The 23,847-nt window shown below is 43.1% G+C and carries 15 protein-coding genes; 6 read left to right on the top strand and 9 right to left on the bottom strand.

What is annotated here, in order from left to right; all coding sequences use genetic code 11:
- Positions 1 to 27 precede the first annotated feature (27 nt).
- A complete protein-coding gene (locus LZF95_RS09115; protein WP_233754673.1) occupies positions 28 to 3,114 on the bottom strand; it encodes a TonB-dependent receptor in 3,087 nt (1,028 codons plus the stop codon).
- A 709-nt stretch (positions 3,115 to 3,823) separates the two neighbouring features.
- On the opposite strand from LZF95_RS09115, the gene LZF95_RS09110 reads away from it, so the two are divergent.
- Together LZF95_RS09110 and LZF95_RS09105 are read left to right on the top strand one after the other, a co-directional pair.
- Entirely contained in the window at positions 3,824 to 5,665 is a 1,842-nt protein-coding gene (locus LZF95_RS09110; RefSeq protein WP_233754672.1) for a hypothetical protein, read from the top strand.
- Positions 5,666 to 5,876: 211 nt separating this feature from the next.
- Complete coding sequence (locus LZF95_RS09105; protein WP_233754671.1) at positions 5,877 to 6,881, top strand: exo-alpha-sialidase; 1,005 nt, start codon at positions 5,877 to 5,879, stop codon at positions 6,879 to 6,881.
- A gap of 648 nt (positions 6,882 to 7,529) precedes the next feature.
- Here the strand turns inward: LZF95_RS09105 and LZF95_RS09100 are convergent.
- The 3 genes from LZF95_RS09100 to LZF95_RS09090 are packed head-to-tail and all read right to left on the bottom strand — an operon-like array spanning position 7,530 to position 10,390.
- Complete coding sequence (locus LZF95_RS09100; RefSeq protein WP_233754670.1) at positions 7,530 to 8,915, bottom strand: NAD(P)(+) transhydrogenase (Re/Si-specific) subunit beta; 1,386 nt, start codon at positions 8,913 to 8,915, stop codon at positions 7,530 to 7,532.
- Entirely contained in the window at positions 8,912 to 9,199 is a 288-nt protein-coding gene (locus LZF95_RS09095) for an NAD(P) transhydrogenase subunit alpha (protein ID WP_233754669.1), read from the bottom strand. The genes LZF95_RS09100 and LZF95_RS09095 overlap by 4 nt, the downstream gene beginning before the upstream one ends.
- A gap of 12 nt (positions 9,200 to 9,211) precedes the next feature.
- Positions 9,212 to 10,390, bottom strand: coding sequence for a Re/Si-specific NAD(P)(+) transhydrogenase subunit alpha (locus LZF95_RS09090; RefSeq protein WP_233754668.1), 1,179 nt, complete (start codon positions 10,388 to 10,390; stop codon positions 9,212 to 9,214).
- Positions 10,391 to 10,745: 355 nt separating this feature from the next.
- On the opposite strand from LZF95_RS09090, the gene LZF95_RS09085 reads away from it, so the two are divergent.
- From LZF95_RS09085 to LZF95_RS09070, 4 genes are all read left to right on the top strand, one after another.
- Positions 10,746 to 12,206: a Gfo/Idh/MocA family protein gene (locus tag LZF95_RS09085; RefSeq protein WP_233754667.1), complete on the top strand. Its 1,461-nt coding sequence runs from the start codon at positions 10,746 to 10,748 to the stop codon at positions 12,204 to 12,206.
- Positions 12,207 to 12,459: 253 nt separating this feature from the next.
- Positions 12,460 to 12,693 (top strand): hypothetical protein, encoded by a 234-nt coding sequence (locus tag LZF95_RS09080; RefSeq protein ID WP_233754666.1) that lies wholly within the window; start codon positions 12,460 to 12,462, stop codon positions 12,691 to 12,693.
- 125 nt (positions 12,694 to 12,818) lie between these two features.
- Complete coding sequence (locus LZF95_RS09075; protein WP_233754665.1) at positions 12,819 to 13,820, top strand: Gfo/Idh/MocA family protein; 1,002 nt, start codon at positions 12,819 to 12,821, stop codon at positions 13,818 to 13,820.
- Between the two features lie 212 nt (positions 13,821 to 14,032).
- Entirely contained in the window at positions 14,033 to 14,827 is a 795-nt protein-coding gene (locus LZF95_RS09070) for an SDR family NAD(P)-dependent oxidoreductase (RefSeq protein ID WP_233754664.1), read from the top strand.
- 198 nt (positions 14,828 to 15,025) lie between these two features.
- Here the strand turns inward: LZF95_RS09070 and LZF95_RS09065 are convergent, their stop codons facing one another.
- The 5 genes from LZF95_RS09065 to LZF95_RS09045 form a co-directional block, all read right to left on the bottom strand.
- Positions 15,026 to 16,654 carry a sulfatase gene (locus tag LZF95_RS09065; protein ID WP_233754663.1) on the bottom strand — a complete coding sequence of 543 codons (1,629 nt, stop codon included), beginning with the start codon at positions 16,652 to 16,654 and terminating at the stop codon, positions 15,026 to 15,028.
- A gap of 99 nt (positions 16,655 to 16,753) precedes the next feature.
- Positions 16,754 to 18,460 (bottom strand): RagB/SusD family nutrient uptake outer membrane protein, encoded by a 1,707-nt coding sequence (locus LZF95_RS09060; protein ID WP_233754662.1) that lies wholly within the window; start codon positions 18,458 to 18,460, stop codon positions 16,754 to 16,756.
- A gap of 13 nt (positions 18,461 to 18,473) precedes the next feature.
- Positions 18,474 to 21,782, bottom strand: coding sequence for a TonB-dependent receptor (locus tag LZF95_RS09055; RefSeq protein WP_233754661.1), 3,309 nt, complete (start codon positions 21,780 to 21,782; stop codon positions 18,474 to 18,476).
- Positions 21,783 to 21,900: 118 nt separating this feature from the next.
- On the bottom strand, positions 21,901 to 22,908 hold the full coding sequence (locus LZF95_RS09050; RefSeq protein WP_233754660.1) for a FecR family protein: 1,008 nt from the start codon (positions 22,906 to 22,908) through the stop codon (positions 21,901 to 21,903).
- Positions 22,909 to 23,075: 167 nt separating this feature from the next.
- A complete protein-coding gene (locus LZF95_RS09045) occupies positions 23,076 to 23,750 on the bottom strand; it encodes an RNA polymerase sigma factor (protein WP_233754659.1) in 675 nt (224 codons plus the stop codon).
- Positions 23,751 to 23,847: the final 97 nt, after the last annotated feature.

Raw genomic sequence — 23,847 nt, 5'->3', positions numbered from 1 at the left:
TCAATAGTCTTACTTACTATCAACTTCTTAGAAGGTCAAATTCAGATTGATTGAGAATGTTCTGGCCCTAGGATAGGTGAACCTATCGATACCAAATGTCTGGATCCCAGCTGCGGTAGAACCTGTATTCACCTCAGGGTCAAATCCGGAATAATCCGTGATCACAAAGAGGTTTTGTCCAGTAACAGAAAGTCGGATATTTTGGAAAGCATCAGACAATCCCATTGCCTCTGTATTCAGGTTATATCCCAGTGTGGCATTATTCAACCTGAAAAAGGAGCCGCTTTCCAGGAATCGTGTAGAAACGGTATTGGAATTATTGAATGATTCCTCAGGGTACTGAACAGCAAAGTCAGTGGTGTTATTTGACCTGGACAGCTGTGCTTTGGTAAATAAAGACATGGCCGTGTGATTATAAATCTTATTACCCGCGGCACCATTGAAGTTCAACCCTAAATCGAAGCCTTTGTACCTGAAATTGGTATGAAAACCATAGATAAATTTAGGAATGGCACTTCCTACCACACTACGGTCATTGTCCAAGACTGCTCCGTCTCCATTGATATCCCTAAATCTATTCACACCATCTTCAGTAATCCCGTCAAACTGAAGCATATAGAAAGCGCCAATCGGCTGATTATTGATATAGCCGTTGATAGTGGCTCCAGTCTGGCCTGCACCTTGTGCTGCTCCAGTGGTCAACACCGAATAAGGAGAGTCTTTCACTTCATTTTGAATAAAGGTGACATTGCCTCCGATGTTGTATGAAAAAGAACCTTGATCATTGCTAGAGTAATCCAAAGCCAATTCGACCCCACTGTTATGGATCTCCATATCCGGAATATTGTTCCAATACGTGGATGTAGGCTGTACAGGATCTGCCGGAACCACTTCCAGTAGGATATTGGAAGAGACTTTATTAAAGTAATCCAAGGTACCTGTCAATCGGTAATCAAAGAATGCAAAATCAATCCCCAAATCTATCTGGGTAGATACTTCCCACTGAAGATTAGGATTGGCCAGACGTGTGAACACTATCCCATAAGGATATCCATCCAGGGAACTAGCGTCGGTATCAATAGGATATGTGTTATAGCTCCCCCCTCCTTGAGAGAGTCTGTCTTCAGCATAACTTGCCTTGGTGATTTTTGAAGGAATTTCCTGGTTTCCTGTTTGTCCCCAGCTTCCACGCAGTTTCAGATTATTGAAAAAGGAATTTGCCATAAAGTCCTCCTTACTGATATTCCACCCAAGAGCTACAGATGGGAAGTACCCATATTTGTTGTTCTCGCCGAATTTAGAAGATCCATCAGCACGGATGGTGGCAGTAAATAAGTACTTCTCCGCATAGACATAGTTGAATCTGCCGAAGAAGGATTGCAATTCATTGCGGATCGCAGATGAATTTACCGTAGTAGGATATTCACTGGTACTGTTATGATCCTGGTATCTAGGTTCTATATTATTATCAGCAAAGCCTCTCGCAGATGTGGTCCTGTATTCGTCCAGAAATGTCTGGTAAGAATGCCCGGCAAGTAAAGTAAGGTTGTGGATATTAGTATTCCAGTTATAGGTCAGGGTATTCTCCACCAGCTGGTTGGTATTGGCACTGATGGTCTGATCCAATGAACCATCTGAAATATTCGACTCATTGATCACGCCCGTGTAAGGTTTGTATTGTTGATACCTGTTGGTACCGGAATAATCCACTCCAAGGTTTAGCTTGTAAGTAAGACCATCCAGTATCTCAAATGATGGAGAAATAGTACCTATAATCCGATTATTGGCAGCATGGTCACTGTATAATTCATATCTCTTCAGTGGATTGAGCGCATTGGTATTCAATAAAGTAGGCTCCCCATTAGTATAGGCCGGTACAGTAGGGTTTAGACTGAGCATGTCACTGATCGTAGAGGTGATGCTTGGTCGCAAATTCTGGGTATGAGAAGCCGTCAGGTTATAGTCCACAATCAATCGACCATTGAATGCCTTCTGGTTCATATTCAGTTTTCCGGAATAACGCTTCAGTTCACTGTTTTTCAAAATACCCTCTTGATCCTGATAGCCCACGGAGGTGAAATAGGAAAATTTCTCCGTGTTGGCCCCACTCATAGAAAAATTATAATCCTGGGAAAAACCGGTCTGTGTCAATTCATCCTGCCAATCTGTATTCCCCCCGAAATCCTCCAATGCTCCGCCTGCGGCTACTACTTGGTTACGGAATTCATCAACCCCGAAAACATCAATTTTCTTGGCTATAGATGACCAAGCTGAGGAAGCTGAGAAATTCATCTGGGTAGTGCCTTTTTTTCCTTTTCTGGTAGTGATTACGACTACGCCGTTAGATGCTCTGGACCCATACAATGCCGTGGCACTGGCATCCTTCAGCACATCGATACTTTCTATATCGTTTGGATTGAGGAAGTTGAGCGGATTGGAGGCAATGCCTGTATCGGAATTATCCAGCAAGAATCCATCGAGTACATACAGGGGCTGAGTACCGGATCTAAGACTGCCCACACCTCTGATTATCACGTTCTGAGTTGCTCCCGGCTCACCACTCGTAGAGGTAATGTTCACACCGGCAATCTTCCCTTGCAATAGATCCACAGGATTTGAAACCACCCCTCTGTTGAAGTCCTCACTTTTCACCGAACCGATCGCTCCTGTGACATCCGATCTCTTTTGGGTACCGTACCCTACCACTACCAACTCATCCAACTGGGTAGCGTCAGGCTGCAATTGTACGTTAATAACAGTTTGTCCATTCACTGAGATTTCTTGTAGAACATATCCTACATACGATATCTGAAGGATGGCATCCTCACCTACTTCTATGGAAAATTTCCCATCAAGATCCGTGACGGTACCGTTTAGGGATCCTTTAATCCGTACCGTAGCACCAGGAAGCGGCGAGCCGGTTTCATCTGTGACAGTACCTGAGACAGACTGTAACTTAGGTACTAAATAGGGCATAGCCCCGCCCCCTATAAGCGCAGAATCATTTTCAACACCTTTTGCAATCAGGTGCGATGGGCCGGAACTTACTCCTGCCCAAATAACCATACATGTTGAAGCACGGATGATTTTTGATAACGGTAATTTTAAATTCATAAAATTTAAGCGTTGGGTAGATAAGAAATATAAAATTATAATTGACAATCAACAAGTTTCAGAAGAATATTTTATTCAATCTCAGCGCAAAAGTAAATTATATAAAAGGCAATGCTGTTAAGGAATTTTTAGGATTCTATTATGAATACAAAATTTGATTTTCTAAGGCTTTCCCAACCTAAAAACTAAACATCCGCAATCTCTCACTCCTGAAGAAAAAACTCACTAAACCTTAATTTTCAAATCCTTAAAATAATTCCTTATCTAGAAAAAACATTGAAATTTCATTCACACAAATCCATCAATCCGCTGCATAAACTATGGTGTTTACATATCACGCAGCTACTCCAATCGATTTGGAGAAAAACAATAACACTAAATTTCAACAAGCTCTTGCCCCCATTTAACCCTTGATTAACACATCCATACCACTTACTATAACCAAACTCTTACAGAAGAGTAAACTTATCAATAACATCAAACAACTTTAAAATTATATAACCTTAATATATAAACAACACCATCTTAACAATACCAGAGTCAAAACCTTGAATTTTTCACCTTTTCACCGTGCAACACTGTCATACCCTCCAAGTAAGAATAAGAACATCTGGATGATCAATCCGCGAAAAGATTCAAAGATATTTTTAGTCAAACCCCTGCTGGATTTGCAATTGTGGCAAAGAAAATGCGATGAAGCAAATAACTCATGCCGTCTGTAAAAACGGTGTCTAATACTTTTCAAGATTTTATTCAATACGTGGCTATACGGTCAATCAAATTGATTTTAGTTCTACTTGTACATAGCTGTATAAGCGAGGAGCTCATTGCCCAGACTGGGAATGATACCTCCACGACAACGATCGCTCAGCAGGCCCTGGAAAAAGGAAAGGATTTCATTACCCGATCCAATAGAGATACGGTATTGGCAGAAAAAGCAGAAGAGAAGTTTCTTCCTTTTGAAGGCAGGATAATCAGGAGTATCCATGTGGAGACGGTAGGGTTTGAATTTTCAATATATGGTGAAGAAAAGCCCATTGTGCAGAAAATCGGGCATCTCGCCAATAAGCTTCATACCAACACCCGGGAAAAGACAATTCAGCAGCACCTTTTTGTCAAGCCAAATCAACGGTTAAACCCATATAAATTAGGAGATAATGAGCGATACCTGAGGGATCAGAATTTCATCCTGGAAAGCAGGATCATTGTCACCCCGGTATTGGATACAGATTCGGTGGACCTTACTGTAGTGACGCGTGATATTTTCAGTATAGGAGGATCCCTTGGAGGAAGCTTTCCTGCTGCCCCACTTCTCAAGGTTTACGACGCCAATGTAGATGGACGTGCCCAGGGCTTCGAATTCGATTTACTTTTTGATGTGGACAGAAGTCCCAAAACCGGCATTGCGGTAGCCTATTCCAAAAGCAGTATTTTGGGTAGTTTTGCTGATTTGTTGATTTATTATACCCAGATCAATTCAGGCCTCAGTATGGGAGAGGAGGAGGAATTTGCTACAGGATTCAGCTTGGAAAGACCGCTGGTCTCACCTTATTCAAGACTTGCCGGAGGTGCCGGATGGAGCCATAACTGGTCCAAAAACGTAAATTCCCGTCCTGACTCTCTCTTTATGGACTACAAGTACAATGTATTGAACCTATGGGGCGGGTATAATTTCGGGGCAGATAAGGCGGTCCAGGATCGTAGCCGCAAGTTTCTAGCCCTACGGGTATTTGATGGATACTTTATTGATCAGCCAGAACAGGAAAACGCCCTAGACAAAAGCCGCTATTACAACAGTCAGGGAATTTTGGCTGAATTCACCATGTATGAGCAGGACTTCTTTAAGACTCAATATGTCTATGGATTCGGCAGGACTGAGGATATACCATCAGGCTATAATCTTTCTGCTACTGCGGGGATGACCAAAACCTCCGGATACGAACGTCCCTATGGAGACATCAACTTAAATTATAAGGCCGCATTTACAGGCGGCAGTTTTTATGAAGTCCTCATAAATGCCGCCGGATATCTCCGTAATGGCCTAGAAGATGTCGTGATTCAGACCGGAGGCACTTTTTATTCCCAGGCATTCTCCCTGGGCAGGTATAAAATCAGGAATTCAGGCACCTTATTGTACACCCAGCTTTTCAACAGGCTCACCAATGACTGGCTCACCATCCGGGGAAATACGATTCCAGGACTACGAGTAGAAGAAGTAGATGCAACCCAGAGGATTTCCTTAGGGTTCGAATCCAGCTTATTTACCCCATGGTCGCTAATAGGTTTCCGAATTGCCCCTTTTTCCTCCTTTTACTGGGCCAAGTTGAAATGCTCGACCTGTGGAGACAAATACCAAAATTTCACCGGCATTAGTCTCGGCATGAGAATCAGAAATGAAAACCTGGTCTTTGGCACCATGGAGATCAAAGGCACATTCATCCCAACGGATGATGATGGACAGTCTAAGTTTGCTTTTAGCTTTCGCAAAAATCTGAGGTTCAGAAAATCCGACATTTTTGTGACTGCACCAAATTTGATAAACTATAATTGATTTCAACAATGAGGAATTAGATCCTCCGATTATCCAGCATCTTGCAGGGTATCACATCCGAGAAGGCAAACACGAACTAACATAGGAGGACTGGGAACATTTTATAGATTTTGCAGAACTCCAGTGGAATCTATTCAGGAGAGCACGGGATACTGTGTTTTTTCCAATTCATTACTTTATATTTTCAAACCAAAACCAGATGCTTATCCTTATGAATTCCCTATTGCTATTCCTGACTTTATTCAGCTTTGTACCAAAAAACGAGAAACCAAAGGTGAAAATCCTCACATCCGGTTTCATTTACGAAGAAGCTCCATTTCCCTCCTGCCATGCCTCCACACTAGTGGAAACAGACCGTGGGATTCTTGCTTCTTGGTTTGGGGGAACCTATGAACGACATCCAGATGTAAGTATATACACCTCCCTTTTGGAGGAAGGCGATTGGTCTGTCCCGGAAATGGTAGCTGACGGAGTGGAAAACAAGGACTTCCGTAATCCTACCTGGAACCCCGTGCTCTACCGAAATCCTGAGGGACAACTCGTACTTTTCTACAAAGAAGGCCCTAATCCAAGAGAATGGTGGGGACTGTACAAAACCTCTGATGATGGGGGCATGAACTGGTCTGAAGCTGTACAGATTCCTCCCGGAATGCTAGGCCCTGTCAAAAACAAGGCGGTACTGTTGGCGGACGGCACCCTACTTCACCCTAGTAGCTTCGAAACCAACGGAATATGGAGTATGCATGTAGAAACTACTACTGCGGACATCCAAAACTGGAACAAAACAGAAATCGACAACGGTGAATTCCATGCTATCCAACCTACCATTTTGACCTACGCAGACGGTAAGCTACAGATGCTTGCCCGAACCCAGGAAGGTGTAATCGGCAGCACTTGGTCTTCTGATGGAGGAAAAAGCTGGACTAAGGTAGAATCCACAGGTTTGATCCATAATAATTCTGGAATAGATGCCGTGACTCTCAAAAACGGAATGCAACTATTGCTTTGTAACCCCATAAAAAACGGAAGAAATAAGCTCTCACTATTCATGTCCACTGATGGAGAAAACTGGGACGAAATTTATATTTTAGAAGATCAACCTGAAGGAGAATTCAGCTACCCGGCTATTATCCAGGCTCAAGATGGTTCGGTACACATGACCTATACCTACAATAGAGAAAAAATAAAATACGTGGCTTTGACCTTGGAGCAATGATCTTTTGCTCCACAAGACACTGTGAAATCGAGCCTAGTTTTGCCCCTCCCGGGGCTGTGAAGTTTGTTGTTCTCTGCTAGTCCCCCGGCTTTGCCGAGGGTTATGAATAGTTGCAACCCTTCGGGTTTTCATCGCCTGTGACACAATAAAATGTTTTTTTACAGATATTCACATATTCAAGTACACTGGTTCTATCCATTATATCACCCCAATGATTCTACTCTTTATTAATCGAACTCAGGTTAGGACCTGCTGAAAAACGCCCATATTAGACCAAAACCTATCATTTTGAATGCTTAGTCCATTTTTCATACAAGCGGTTTTTCAGCAAGCGCAAGCTTTTTAACAACTATAAGTCCTTGTTCATGCACCAGAAAATCCCAAAATCGGGATTTTCTAGCTAGTCTCAGGCACACCATCTTCTATGTTGGCCTCATTCGAAGTATAAGCATACATCTTCATTCAGCAGCCTTGAACCTGCCTGTCCGGTAGGCCCCCTCCCGGAGGGCAGGCAGGCCTGGCATACCTGAGACTTTTTCAGTAAGCCCTACCTAGTAGAGAGCACGGGGCGGGATCCGGTGGGGCAAAAAAAACCAGCGGTCTGGATTTCAGACCGCTGGTTTGCTAGATGACTATACTTTTACAGATTTACATCTCCTTCATTTCAGTTACCACTTTGGTAATCGTCTGTTTGGCATCACCGAAAAGCATCAGACAATTAGGATAGCCAAACAATTCATTTTCCACCCCGGCATATCCTTTTCCCATACTTCGTTTGGAGACAATTACCGTCCTGGCTTTATCCGCATTTAGGATCGGCATACCATAAATGGGGCTTTGCGGATTATTTCTGGCGGCAGGATTCACCACGTCATTTGCCCCTACGATCAGCACCAGGTCTGTATTTGCGAATTCATCATTGATAGACTCCATTTCTATCAGTTTATCATAAGAGATATTGGCTTCAGCAAGCAGCACATTCATGTGCCCCGGCATCCTTCCTGCTACGGGATGGATGGCAAACTTGAAGTCGATTTTCCGCTTTTCGCACTGCTCCATGAGCTCCCGGATCACATGCTGGGCCTGCGCCACTGCCATTCCATATCCCGGAACCACAATCACGGATGACACCCCGTCAAAAAGCATGGCGGTCTCCTCCACCCCTATTTCTTTCACCGTAATAGATGGTCCGTCTGCTCCTCCTTCGGCTACGGTCTGTCCAAATCCGCCCAACAACACATTGATCAGGGAACGGTTCATAGCTTTACACATGATCTGGGTAAGAATGATCCCTGAGGCTCCCACCAGTGAACCTGCCACAATCAGTACGTTATTGTTCAGGATAAAACCAGTGGCGCAGGCTGCCATACCAGAGTAGGAATTCAGCAGGGAGATCACCACGGGCATATCCGCACCTCCGATAGGGATCACTGTCAACACTCCTAAAAGCAATGCTATTACGATAAGGATCACGACCAGCATAGGGTTTGTCTGATCGAGTACAGTAAACACCGCCGCTGCCAGAAAACCTAAAAACAGAATAAGGTTGATCGGATGCTGTCCCTTGAAAGTAATAGGTGAGCCGGATATATTCCCATTGAGTTTCAGATAGGCTATCAAGGATCCTGTAAATGTGAGACCACCTATAAATACGGATACGATAATACTGATCACCGTCACCAGTTCTATGGATTCCATATTCACTTCCGTACGCAGGAAATAATCCGACAAGGCCACTGAGAAAGAGGCCAACCCACCAAATCCGTTGAAAATGGCAACCATTTCAGGCATTTTGGTCATCTCCACCTTATTGGCATAATAAAGACCTACAGCTGATCCCAAAACAACACAGGCAAATATCTCTACCAAGGAAACGGCATCAATCTGAACCAAGGTGGCCAATATGGCTATAAACATCCCCAATGCCGAAATGCGGTTGCCCTTTCTGGCTGATTGGGTTTTATTCAACATTTTGATTCCCAGCACAAACAATATGGAGGCGACCAAATAGGCTAATTCTATTGCTAAACTCATTTTTTCTTGAACATTTTAAGCATACGATCTGTGACAGTGTAGCCGCCGACTACATTGATGGTGGCCAGGACTAAGGCCGCCATCCCCAGCCATTTACTCAGGGTGGTATAACCCATTTCGCTGCAGGCCAGCAATGCTCCTACTATGGTAATCCCGGAGATTGCGTTGGAGCCGGACATCAGAGGCGTATGTAAGGTCGGGGGAACTTTGGCAATCAGCTCAAACCCCAGGAAACTTGCCAGGACAAGTATATAAATCAGAATAATCAGTGCTTCTGAGCTCATAGTTAGATAAGGTTACTTATTTAAAATTTTATTGGTGAATTCATGAACCACTTGCCCCTGATAGGTGATCAGGACACCTTTGGTGATCTCCTCTTCCCTATCCAGGGCCAACCCGTCTTTCGAGGCCAGGTGTAATAGCAACGTAGCGATGTTGGTCGCATACAGCTGGCTGGCATTGGTGGACAGTAGTGAGGGAAGGTTGGACTCCCCGATGATAGTCACGCCGTGTTTTTTAAGGATTTTATCCTTTTCAGAAATTTCACAGTTTCCGCCAGACTCCACGGCCATATCCACGATCACCGAGCCTTTTTTCATACTCTTCACCATCTCCTCGGTCACCAGAATAGGAGATTTTTTCCCCATCACCAATGCGGTGGTAATTACCAGATCTGAGTCTTTGATCTTACTTTGAATAAGCTCTTTCTGCTTTTGCAAAAACTCTTCTGAGACCTCTGAAGCATATCCTCCCTCTACCTTCACGTCTTCCGCACCTTCCACGCTCAAAAATCTTCCCCCCAAAGATTCCACCTGCTCTTTTGTTTCGGGACGCACATCGCTTACCTCCACTACAGCCCCTAGCCTTTTGGCTGTGGCGATGGCCTGCAGGCCGGCCACCCCGGCGCCAAAAATCAAAACTTTCGCAGGCGTGATGGTCCCTGACGCAGTCATCATCAGTGGAAAGATTTTCTCAAGGTAATTTGCACCCAAAATCACCGATTTATATCCGGCAAGATTGGCCTGGGAGCTCAAGCAGTCCATTTTCTGGGCTCTGGAAATCCTCGGCACCGCATCCATGGAAAAGGAAGTTATAGATTTTTTGTTCAGTTCATCGAGGATTTCTGGATGATTGTACGCATACATAATAGATATACATACACAGCCTTCCTTCATCTGGGCTATCTCTTCTTTGGTAAAAAGATTAACCTTCAATAGAACATCAGCAGAAAACACCTCTTGCGCATTTCCGATTTCAGCTCCTGATGATTTATATTCCTCATCCGAAAAATTGGAACCTATCCCCGCATCTTTCTCCACAGTGACAGTAAACTCCTTTTTGATCAATTGCTTGACTACATCAGGGCTGAGAGCAACTCTTTGTTCTCCTTGCTTAGTCTCTTTTAAAACTCCTATTTTCATTTTAGGCTGATTGAATTGGTATTTTTCAAAGCTATTCCGTTTATATATATTCAAAGAAACCAGGTTTTTTTTGCAATGGCTACCTGCTTTATCCTGATTTTTTACTATTTCTTGATATTTTCTATGGAGATACCTAAAAAGTATAAAATAAAACTTAAACCAAAAAATTGAGTTTTAACAACTATACCATCGATTGCGCGGCGTCGTGGAGCCGTTTATTCAATTATCAGATTGTTTTTTTCAAAAAAGCATGGAAGCTGAATCATTTCTTTTCAAGAAAAGAGATTTAAAGAATTTACAGAGTTTACCGCTGATCCCCTTATATCCAAGGTTTACAGACAAAGGGGCTAATTACAAAAGAATAAATCCCTATTTTTAGAATACTTATTGACCTTAAACTAATAACCTCATGCAGAACCGCAAGAAAATTTCTGAGGGACAGACCCGAAGAGATTTTATCAAAAACGCAGCAATTGCCTCATCATTCATGATAGTACCCAGAAATGTACTGGGAGGAGTGGGATTTATAGCTCCCAGCGATCAGCTAAATCTGGCAGCAATAGGAGCCGGGGGAAAAGGTGCCAGTGATATTAGGAATGCCTCTGTGAACGGACGAGAACGGGTAGCGGCTCTATGTGATGTTGATTTTTCCGGTTCTGCCAAAGCTTCTGTAGAGCGGTTTCCGGATGCCAAAAGATATGCGGACTTCCGCGAAATGCTGGACAAGGAAAAAGACATAGATGCTGTCACTATTTCCACGCCAGACCACGTACATGGACCGGCGGCAAAGTACGCCATGGAACGAGGAAAGCACGTGTATGTACAGAAGCCTATGACTCATAACATCAAAGAGGCAAGAATGCTGACTGAGATGGCCCGAAGCCAAAAGGTGGTGACCCAGATGGGAAACCAAGGTGGCTCGAATGAGCTCCTCAAACTGGTGCAGAAATGGATAGATGAGGATAAAATCGGTAAAATCTCCAAAGTAGAAGTTTGGACCAACAGACCGGTTTGGCCTCAAGGTGGCCCATTTCCCCCTCCTCAACCCAGCGCAAAGCCAGATGCTTTGAACTGGGACCTATGGCTAGGCCCTGCTCCTGAGATCCCTTATACACCGGAGCTACACCCTTTCAGCTGGAGAGGCTGGTGGAATTATGGAACTGGTGCCCTTGGGGATGTGGGATGTCATTTGATAGATATTCCTTTCAGGACTTTAGGGCTACACTATCCTAAAGATGCTGAATGTAGCGTAGGCTCCGTTTACAGTGGCATGTGGACTCCTGATTACCACCCCGATGGTTGCCCTGCTTCCTCTTTCATCACCCTCAACTTTGCTGAAACAGCCAAAAGCAAGTCTCCTATCAAAATGACCTGGATGGACGGGGGAATCAAGCCCGCACACCCGGACATTATCCCTGCAGACCATGAAATCGGCGGCGGAGCCAATGGGGTGTTGATCATCGGTGACAAGGGTATCATAGCTACCAATATCAACGACTCATCCCCGCTTATGCCTAAGCTGTACCTGAATGACGGCACACAGGAATTTGGCCCACAAACAGAAGAAAACATAGAACCGGAATACGGCCACCAGAGAAAATGGGTTGATGCATGTAAAGCAGGTTTTGGAAGTGCGGAACATAAAGGGCTCACTTCTTCCTTTGACTATGCCGGCCCAATGACCGAAACCGTGCTGATGGGTAACCTTGCCATACGTAGTTACATGCTCCGCAGGGAAAACAGCAAAGGCCAGCCTGAGTTTTATGGCAGGAAGAAATTGCTTTGGGATGGGGACAAACTTCTTATCACGAATTTTGAGGAAGCCAACCAATTTGTAGGAAGGACGTACAGGGATGGATGGGAAATGTAACTGACCCTTAGGAAAAAATCATTCGAAACCCGTTCAATTTGATTTTTGAACGGGTTTCGACATTTTAATATAATAGGTATTCACCTTCTCCTCGTTTACTTTCAGTGGAGATTAAGAGCGGTTGAGAGTAAATTTTCAGAAAAATTTAATAAAAAAGTAACACAAAATTGGATTTTATCCATAAATAGCCAACTCACATGTTTTCCTCAAAGGACAAACATGATAAGATTGGTAAGAATTAAACAATTAATAAATGGCACAAATGATTAAAAAGGGTAAAGAACTGATTCGTATCTGCCCTACCAACTCGCTTAAAATTGAATTTTCTATCGACGAGGGCGAAACTTGGAATCAACGTTACATGGGAAATCCCGCCAGTCCTGGGGAGTTCACCGACTTAAGCGACGGCGGAAAGGAATTGCTAGGTGAAGGCCCTAAGGGTAATTTCTACTCTAAAAACAAAGGGAAATCCTGGCATAAACGATAGCATAAGCCGCTACACATCCTATTATTAGCTATATAGGCTCCTTCAACTTATCCAACAAGCCGTCTCAACTTGATTTTATGCCAGCTAATAGGTCTAGATTTAGGAGCAATCTCTATTTTAGCATTATGAGCAAAATCCAAGATAAAGAAGTAAGGTGGGGAATTTTAGGTGTGGGGAATGTCTGTGAAATCAAATCAGCTCCAGCCATGAACCTGATCCCAAACAGCAAAATCGAAGCTGTCATGCGCCGCTCCGAAGCGAAAGTCAAAGACTATGCGGAAAGACATGGAGTGTCCAAATGGTACACTTCTGCGATTGAACTAATCAGTGATCCAAAAGTCAATGCCATTTACATCGCCACGCCTCCTCATGCACATCTGGAACTGGCAAAACTTGCCGCCTCGGCGGGAAAACCTGTGTATGTGGAAAAACCTATGGCCCGGACCCATGTAGAATGTTTGGAAATGATCGAATCATGCGAACAAGCCGGGGTGCCACTTTATGTGGCATATTACCGCAGGGAACTCCCACACTTCCTGAAGATCAAGGAACTGATAGATTCAGGTGTCATAGGTGATATCCGAACCGTACATATCAATCTCAAACAAAAACTTGATGCCTCCTTGATTACCAAAGTGGAAACGAATTGGCGGGTAGATCCCGAACTGGCCGGAGGGGGGTACTTTTTCGACTTGGCCTCCCATCAATTGGATCTGATGGACTTTTTCTTTGGAAAAATCACCCAAGCAAATGGTTTTGCTTCCAATCAGGCCGGGGCGTACGAAGCTGAGGATATTGTCGTCGGTGGTTTTGCGTTCGAAACCGGGGTGCTGGGCACCGGGAATTGGTGCTTCTCCTCTTCTGCAAATGCGGAAATAGACGAAACCACAATCTTTGGAAGTAAAGGAACAATTCAATTTGAGACCTTCGGAAAAGGAGAATTCACCCTCATTACTGATGAAAAGGGAATTGAAAACTTCAACTGTGACCTTCCTAAACATATCCAGGAGCCATTGATCAAAACCATAGTAGGCGATCTACTTGGTACTGAAACCTGCAATAGCTCCGGTGTCAGCGGAGCCAGGGCAAACTGGGTAATGGATCAGCTGGTGAAGAACAAGGTATAGGAAACCAGGGAGGACACAGGGTTTTGCACAGAGAGCACCGCCAATCTTCCGCCTCGGTTTGTGTCTCCACAAACCGAAATAAACTTAAAATTCAAGGAAAATAATTCTCTGGAATTTCGCCCTCGTCCGAATTTTATCATCCACACTTTAGTTTACTCTAGCATGTGGAACTTAGCCACATTGTATCGGAACATTTTTAATCATCACAACCAATGGATTTAAAATTAGAAGACAAAAAAGCATTTATCAGTGGCTCTACTGCCGGGATCGGGTATGCTATCGCAAAGAGATTCTTATTGGAAGGTGCCACAGTAATCATCAACGGAAGATCTCAGGAAAGTGTTGATAAGGCCATCGAAGAACTGAAAAGAGAAACTGGAAGCGACAAAGTCTCCGGGATTCCTGCTGATTTCTCCATAGTGGAAGAGGTGGACAAATTGTTAAAAGAACTTCCTGAAGTGGATATTTTGATCAACAATGCAGGGATTTTCGAGCCAAAAGCCTTTGAGCTTATCCCAGATGAGGATTGGTTTAGGTTCTTCGAGATCAATGTACTCAGTGGAATCAGGCTTGCTAGACAATATTTCCCTAAAATGCTTTCAAAAAACCAGGGCAGGATCATCTTCATTTCCAGCGAATCCGGCGTGTTTATTCCTGAGGAAATGATTCATTACGGAATGACCAAAACCGCCCAGCTTGCGGTAGCCAGAGGACTGGCGGAATTGACCAAGGGATCTGATGTGACCGTAAATTCTATTTTACCTGGTCCAACAAAATCCCGGGGCGTAGGAAAATTCATCGAAGATCTTTCTGGATCCAGCGGAAAATCCATAGACAAGGTCGAAAAGGAATTCTTCCAGGATATGAGACCGACCTCACTGATCCAGCGTTTCGCCACAGTGGAAGAAGTAGCCGATACGGTAGTGTATTATTCAAGTCCACTGGCCTCCGCAACGAATGGAGCAGCCATCCGGGTAGAGGGAGGGTTGGTAAAATCCATCCTGTAATCAGGATTTGACGTAGCGATTGGCACTTTTTATCAAATTCCGATTAGGGATCTTACTCTAGGAAAATAGCCTTACTGACTAACATTTTTTCAAGTCAGTAAGGCTTATTTTGTTTAATTCCAAAGGAGCTACCACATTCCTGTATTTTCTCATTGTTTAGTATAGGGTAAAAGGAGAGCTACCCATCTACCATGTGATTCAAAGCGACCGATCTATTTTACTTGGCATTGGAAACTCCCTCATAGGGCTATACCGCAAGTACGAGTCAAACACTTCTTTGTCAGGGCCAACTACTCTCGGATCTCCGGTGTTTTCCAACTCCTGAATAAGTGCTTCCTTCATCTCTTGTTCAACAGCCAAGAAGCTACTCTCTCCTATTAGGTTGTTTAAGTTATCCGGATCATTCTTCACGTCATACAATTCATATTCAGGACGCTTATTATGTGCCCATCCAAAAAACGGATTAACCTTTTCATCTTGCCAATTCTCAATAATATAAGATTTGGTAGGACTTCCATCAATATCGGTATATGCCCATTCTGAATGGTGGACCCCTTCTTCATCAATCCCGTGCATTGGCAATAGCTCACCGTCCGAATTGGGTTTTATACGCTGCGGTGCACCGGCTGGCCAGCGATCAGGGGTCATATTCCAAACCAACAGAAAATCTTCACTTCGGATAGAACGTTGTGGGTACCCCCAGTTTTGATAGCGGGAAGAGGAATGACGCTCCCTTCCTGAAAAAGCATATTTTCTAGAATTATCCATCCCCACATCCTTTTTGGACTGTAAAACATTCAAAATACTTTTTCCGGTTATCGGCATCATTCCCTCAGGACTTGTGCCAGTGAGCTCCAGAATGGTCGGCGCAAGGTCTGAAAAACTGATAACATCATTAATTACACGGCCTCCAGGAAAGTTTTTCGGATACCGTACAGCGAATGGAACATGGATCCCATATTCATAACTATTGGACTTTGCCCGTGGGAAAGGCATGCCATTATCGGAAGTCACTATTACCACGGTATTTTCAAGTTCACCTATCTCTTCTAGATATTCAAGCATCTGCTTTAAATGATAGTCAAACCATTCTATCTCTACAGCATAATCAAGTAGGTCTCCTCTGACTATCTCATTATCAGGAAAAAAACCAGGAACAACCACATCCGACAACTTTTTATCTGTTCTCTTCCAAGAACCTTCTTCATATGCGCGATGTGGTTCGTTGGCTCCATACCAAAAAAAGAAAGGCTCTTCACCTCTTACACTTTCCATAAAAAACTTGAAATTCTCAAAATAATTAAGTTTACTGATTTTGCTTGACGGTCTGATATCACCAACTGTTCCCGGTTCATAACTGATATTGCTATAGGTTATTCCCGCAGCATCAGTTTCCCTCCATAGAGAATCATTTGCATCCCTTGCATATTGAAATGGAGAGACCCCTTTACCTGTCCGCCCAGTCACATAACCATTGGAACCCAGCAAGTCCACAAATGGCACATACTTCTTCAGCCAAGGTGCCGCATGCTGACCGGATTGTTCGTTTTGCCAATGATGCCTTCCTGTAATTATCGAGCTCCTTGAGGGTGCGCAACCGGGAGACCCTGCAATACAGTTTTTGAAATAAACCCCCTCCCTTGCCACGCGATCAAATGCTGGAGTATTGACAAACTGACTCCCTGCAAAACTAGTATGGGCAAATGATTGATCATCACTGATGACAAAGAGGATGTTGGGGCGTGGATTCTCCTTTACCTTATCCCGCGAACATCCGGAAAACCAAGTTACAATAAGTATAACTGAAATAATCGTAAGGTTTTTCATTTTTCAAATTCATTTAAGACACAAACTAAGAGCAAATCACCAAGATGCTTTATCCACCTTTCAGGCAATCCTCTTCCATTTGTAGTACATTTCTTATTGTTAGTCGGCAGCATAGCCGGGGTTCTGAACCAAGACTGCTCCGGTATTCCTTTCTATTTCACTAAATGGGATAGGAAATAAATTGTGATAAGGTTGAACATCCACCCCAAAATTGGCTACACCCGGGTAGCCTTCACAATATTTGTTTGTCCGCTCATAAAGCAGCCCCAACCGGTTCAATGTCAGCCTGCGCTTTTCTTCCGTTCCCAATTCCCGCATTCTTTCGTCCAATATAAAGTCGATATCAACCTCTCCTGCAGTTACCAACCGGGCCTTGGCTCGATCCCTGACCACATTAATATCATTCGACGCAGCTGTAGGATTCCCATTGCCCAGATATGCCTCGGCTCTTAGCAGATAAGTTTCGGCCAACCTGATATGATATTGGTCACTATAGGTAGTACCAGCAGTAGAAGAAATAAGTGTTTTCAAAACAGGATCATCGTAGAGCTCTGTCGGATGCTGGCCCGGAGTAGTCACTTTAGCCTGATAGGGGTAAAAATTTCTGATTGTGTCTTCCAAGGTAGCCCGAAACTGCGATCTGTAATCTGATAATTTTTGACCATACCATTCCGAAGCAGGATTGTTAAAAGTAACATCTCGTATAAAATTATACTTGGAGTTTCTCATGTCATCCCAGTCAAATTGCCAAATACCATAATTAAAATGGTTAGTCCCCCTAAACCTACCTATCCCCCTTCCTCCTGTATTATCCGAGACACCTTGTGGAAGAAAGGGAGCTACTCCGGAAGGATCCCTAACCGTAAAACTCCATGGCCTCGGCGAATGGTCTCTTTCCAACATAGGGCCACGCAATGCAGATGAAGAAGTAACGCCCCCGGGCACATCCACCTCATATTGCCATACCCAAATTCCTTCCGTGTTTCCAGCTCCCCTGTTTTGGTTGTACCTTCTGGAAAGATCCCAATATACATCTCCGGGTTCATCTGCCATAGAGCCAAATCTTTCAGTCATCAAAGAAGTGTTTGGGTCATCTATAACTACACTGGCTGCTTCTATGGCTTCATTCCATCGCCCTAAGGAGACATACACCTCTGCTAATATGTGATAGGCAGCGAGGTCACTTATCTCCCCATCCCTCACTTCGGTGATCCCGGGTAAATTTGCTGAAGCAAACTCAAGGTCATTTGCAGCTTGTAGATATACCTCTTCCCTACTTGCCCTCACATAATCGGTCTTGGGGGATTGCGCTTCTTCAAGTTCTATAGGCACCCCTCCATACAAATGCGCCAAGTTTCTATAGGCGAGCCCCCGAAACAATTTGGCCTGTGCCTCTACCAACCTTTTATGCGTGTCGCTTGTCTCAGAACCATCTAGTCTGTTGAGGATGACGTTGGCACCAGCTATTACTTTGTAATATTGCCTCCAGTGAAAAATTGCCTGTCCAGATGTTGGCAGCAAAGTAGCCAGGTAAGACCCGAACCTATCATTCAGCTGGTTGGCTCCATTATAGCCTAGATCAGTACCATAGATATAATCCAAAGGACGGTGTTCTCCATCCGATAAGGCCAGCCTTGACTGGTCATAAAGTGCGATAACAGCACTGTTAAAATCTGCCTCGGTAACATAGGAATTTTCCGGACTCGGAAAATCCAAGGGGATTTCATCAAGTAGGGCTGAGTCAAGACATCCTAAAAGGCTAATTGCCATCAGGCCTATTAATATGTGATATTTACTTGTTTTCATAACTTTCATTATTTTAAAATCTTACATCAACCCCAAAAGAAACGCCCTTCATTACAGGCACTCCATTAATCTGAAGACCACTACCTGTCTCGGGATCCCAACCTACCCAATCAGTGAATGTGGCCAGGTTTTTACCACTGGCAAAAACTTTCAGTCCCTGTAACCCCCATTTTTCTATAGTACTCTGATTTAGCCTGTAGGCTAGGGTGACATCTTGTATCCGGACGAAACTTCTGTCTCCATAATACCGGTATTCAATTCCAGGAGCCTTATCCTGAGCTCTATAGCGGGCATCCGGATTGGAAGGAGTCCAATAATCGTAATCCTTGAAATAATTGTTTCTTCTGGCATTGTCAGCCACGCCAAAGCCGGGGTTGTTTAATCCCATGTAACCGTCCTTCCCGCCCTGTATAGAATTGATAAAAACCCTCAGGGTGAAATTTTTATATTTGAGTTCATTCAAAATCCCGAAACTAAAGGCGGGCTCTTCCCTACCAATAACCACTCTATCATTGGCATCAACTATTCCGTCATTGTTGTTGTCAACTATCCTATGAGTTCCTACAAAAAATCCCGGAGGAGCTTCTTCTCCCAGTTGGATAATCCCGCCTGATTCATAATCAAAAATCGTATTGATAGATTCTCCAATAAACAAGCCACTTGCCACAAGATCATCTTCAACCCCATCTCCATCCGCATCAAGACCCAGTAATGAGACAATCCGATTTCTATTAAAGGAAATATTAAAACTTGCATTCCAATTGAACTGATTTCTTTTGACCACATCTCCCTTCAGAATAAGTTCCATTCCCCTATTGGCAATTTCTCCCACATTGGTAGCAATGCTGTTGAACCCAGAAATTTCTGGTATATTAATACTGAAAAGCAGATCATTGGTAGTATTTTGATAATAATCCAATGTCCCTGTCATTCTATTGTCAAATAGGGAAAAGTCCAAACCAAAGTTATAACCTGTCGTGGTTTCCCAAGACAAATCAGGATTTGACAACGTGCTGACTGATTGGCCGAATACGGTGGATCCGCCATTCCCAAACACATAGGCCGGATACAAATTAACCCGGGCCAAAGAAGAATACCTGCTCGTCAAATTGCCATTGGTACCGTAAGACCCCCTGAACTTAAGATAATTCATCCACGACAAGTCCATAAAGGATTCCTCACTGATCACCCATCCAAGACCAACAGATGGGAAGACACCATATTTATTGTTTGCTGAAAAACCGGAAAACCCGTCTCGCCTGACAGTAGCGGTGAGCAAATATTTACCACCAAAGTCATAATTAATCCTTGCCGTTTGATATAAATAGCTTTCATGCCATGCGTTGGATTGGATCAATTGGAGCTGGCCTAAGCTTAAATCATGATATCCGAGATTAAGATTGTTATAGTTGGATCCATTAGCCTCAGTGCCTTCATGAGCCAACTCCCGACGGCCTACGACCGCGGTTACATCTATTCCATGATTATTACTGAATCTCTTCCTGTATGTCAGGATATGGTCCAGCGTCCAATCATAGGAGTTGTAATTTCTTTTAAACGCTTCCCCGGCACCTCCACTGCCATATTCATTACTTCTATAATGTCTTCTCCATGAAGCATTGTTACCAAAATTGACCCGATAATTTAATCCATTAACAAAGGGAATAGCGATATCCGCATATACATTCGCAAATAAGTTATTGTTTTTGTCAAAGTCATTGGATAAAGGAGCTATAAATGGATTGGTACGTTGAGCGCCATCAGGATTCATGATAATCTCCCCCTCTTCATCCCAAGGCACCACTGTGGGAGGCAAAGTGGTAATATTGCCCAACAAAGGGATTTCCCCTGAGTTATCAGCAAATGAGCCAAAGGATTGGACTCCGAATCTAAACCAGTCCAAAATCTGATGGTCTAGATTAATCCGGGCTGTGATCCGCTCATATTGGTCATTCATGATAAACCCCTCCTGCTTCGTATAACTGGTGGACATAAAGTAAGAAGTCTCAGCTGTAGCTCCCGTGACGCTCAGGTTATGGTTGGTAATATAACCTGTCTGTGTGGACTCATCCCACCAGTCAAATTCAGTTCCGTCTAAGTATCCGTCACGCATCACAGGCTCAAAACGTGCCCCTACATCGTAATCCGGATTCGGCTGTGTATAATCAGGAGCCAAGAAAGACAACTCCCAGTCCTGGTCCCTTACCTTGTTCAGGTAGCCCTCTCTATCTAATAATTCAGGCCTATTGGCGGGCGTCTGAGTAGTAACTGTCCCAGTGTAATTAAAAATAGGTTTTTGTTCTGTTTTGCCACTTTTCGTAGTGATCAAAATAACACCATTCGCTGCCTGTGCGCCATAGATTGCCATACTACTGGCATCTTTCAAAACGTCAATGGACTCAATATCAGTAGGGTTGAGGTCATTTAGACCTCCTGTGAAAATAATACCATCTACCACGATCAAAACATCCTGATTTCCATTAAGTGTGGTTCTTCCCCTGATAGAAATTGAAGGGTTCTGACCTGCTCTGTTCACCTGTCCTATAGTTAATCCCGGGACAGTACCTTGTAAGGATTGGGCAATATTAACGTTAGGGGATTCCCTGAAGGCATCAATATTAGCTTTCACTACAGAACCAGTCACATCGCTTTTCTTCTGGGTTCCATAGCCCACCACCACAACTTCCTCCAGAGCCTGCTCATCCTCCCGCATTGTTACATTGATTTCGGTTTGGTTCGCTACAGTAATCTTTTGCTGAATGAAGCCAATAAACGAAAACACCAATACATCCCCCGGTTCGGCAGAGATAGTATATACCCCATCAATATCTGTGACTGTACCAGAAGCAGAACCTTCTAGAATGATCGTCACCCCAGGCAAAGGATCACCGAAACTATCCGTTACTTTTCCTGCAATGTCAATCTGCACCGGTTTAATTTCTTCGTGCTGTGCTCCACTTCGGCTTGAGGCAAGCCACATGGAAATATTTCGGTTGACCTGTTGAAAATTCAACCCCGTTTGTCTTCCTATTACTTTAAGTAAATTCTCAACAGAAATTTTGGGATCACTAACAGATATTTTTTTACTTAAATATTCTTCATTCTCCTGAATCGTGAAACGAAATTCGGTCTGCTTTTCCACCGCACGTAAAACCTTGAGCAGTTTTTCTTCGCTGAACGAAACATTCACAAAAACTTCATCGATTTTTTGGGCTTTAGTAGTGTGCGCAAGTGCTACATTCAACACTAGCATCTGAAACAAAAAAACATATAAGGTATATTTTGTCATTCTCAGAATTAGCAGTATAGGTTTATTTATCATAATTTTGGGTTATAAAGTACTGACAAGTATTTTGTTAGGCTTAGCTAATCTGCGTCCAAACAAGTAGTTAAGCCGGTTCAGAATCAATGGGGCTCATCCCATTGGTTCTGTTTTTTTTTCAGAATGTGATGACCACATTCGAATTATTTATTTCATAGGCGAATTTTTTAGAGTATTGGAGATCTGTTAATACATTTTTCAGTGTTTCGTTTTCATATACCGTAGTCACTTTCCAGTTTTTAGGAACTCTGCCCCGAATTTGGATTTCTACACCATACCATCTTTCGAGTGAGCTGGAGACCTCATCCAGTGTAGCTTGTCTAAACACCAGCTTTCCTTCCTTCCATCCAATTACATCTTCCTGATTAAATGATAATTCTGAAAATGTCTGAGTTTCCGTGTTCACCACAAGCTCCTTCCCAGGGCTTAGGATTGTTGCGTTGTCTTCATTTTGCTTTTGGTTTATCCTCACACTACCTTCTGTCAGAGAAATCCGTATTTCATTAGCATCAAATGAATTCACGTTAAAAGCGGTGCCCAGAGCAACAGTCTCTACCTGATCACTTTCCACTACAAAAGGTTTTAGTGAGTCCTTTGCTACTTCAAAATATGCTTCCCCCTTCATATAAACCCTCCTTTCATCTCCTGAAAAATTGCTTGAATACTTGAGTTTAGAATTGCTGTTGAGATACACTACAGAACCGTCAGGCAGAAATATTTTTGTCTTTTGACCAGCTATATTTTCCTTCAAAATATAAATAGGGCTAACTGATACTGCGGTTTCTGGTTCGTTGCTAAAGTTTTGGGAAGAATAATAAAGCCAAATGGTTGAGCTGATCAGGATAACTATTGCAGCGGCATACTTCAGTATCCGCTGCCAATTAAGTTTCTTCCTTGACCCTGACAGCATTGCCTTTTCCCAGATCTCATTTGACTTTTCATCCACATTTACCAAAATGGGTTCGGGATTCTTCTCCCTCCACACTTTCTGGAAAGTCTCCATGAGTTCCAAATTCTCCTCACTCTGACAGGCCCAGGCTTTTAGGAGCTCAAGTTCCTCGTTGCTGGCAGCGTTTGTCAGCCATTTGGTAAGAATTTGGTCAATTTGCTCTTTATCTTTGTTCACATCTTAATAGACAATCGAAATAAGAAAAGGGCGTAATTGATTTTCTGTTTTTTCCAAAAATTAATTCTACTCACCTAGCTTGTACATTCCAAAAAAAAATGACAAAGTAACATTAGACAGAATTTGCATCTGCCTGACATCTAAAACAGGAAAGGCTAGCTAGCTCATTAAAACCATGAATTGCTTATGCGTATATCCAAGAGTCCGAAAGCACACCACAGAACCCCAAGAAAACCTTCTATTTTAGATGTGATGGGAATAATTTTCGATCGTTTTTGTTGATTGGACAAGTACATTTCTATTTCAACCCTTATGTCCCGTAATGCTAATTCCAAATGCTTTTTGACGGTTTTTTCAGCAATATCCAGCAACTTAGCTGTTTCTTTGATATTCAGCCCGTCATCCTTAATCATCTTATACACCAATCTTCGCTTTTGAGGCAAGTTATCCACACATTCTGCTATTTTTTGACGTAGCTCTGCTGTCAGCAATAGTTCAAGAGGTTGGGTATATTCTCCAGTTTTGAAATCCTGCAAATCAAGTGGGGTAAATAGTCCATCCTTTCTTTTGTTCTTTTTCAGTTGATTTAGGCATTGATTCTTTACAGAGAAATAAAGATACCCCTCAAAATTCTCAATGTCCTTAAGCTTATTTCGGTTTTTAAGCAGCCTTATAAATACCTCAGAAACCATATCTTCCGCCTCTTCATAATTTGGCAAAAAGCAGGTAGCATACGACAGGAGTTTTGAATGATATCTCTTAAAAAGTTCTGAGAAGGCTTCCTTGTCGGAATTAATGGAAATTTTATCTAGTAAAACCTTGTTCGAAGGATTGAAAGTCATCGGTTATCGGGTTGAATCATACAATTTAGATAAAATCCCACAAATATTTTTTTGCCAATACCTTATTAACTATATGGTTCCCTAATAAGAATATCCA

It is taken from the genome of Algoriphagus sp. AGSA1, assembly GCF_021390545.1.
Classification (GTDB): domain Bacteria; phylum Bacteroidota; class Bacteroidia; order Cytophagales; family Cyclobacteriaceae; genus Algoriphagus.
This window is presented reverse-complemented; position numbering and strand designations above follow the sequence as displayed.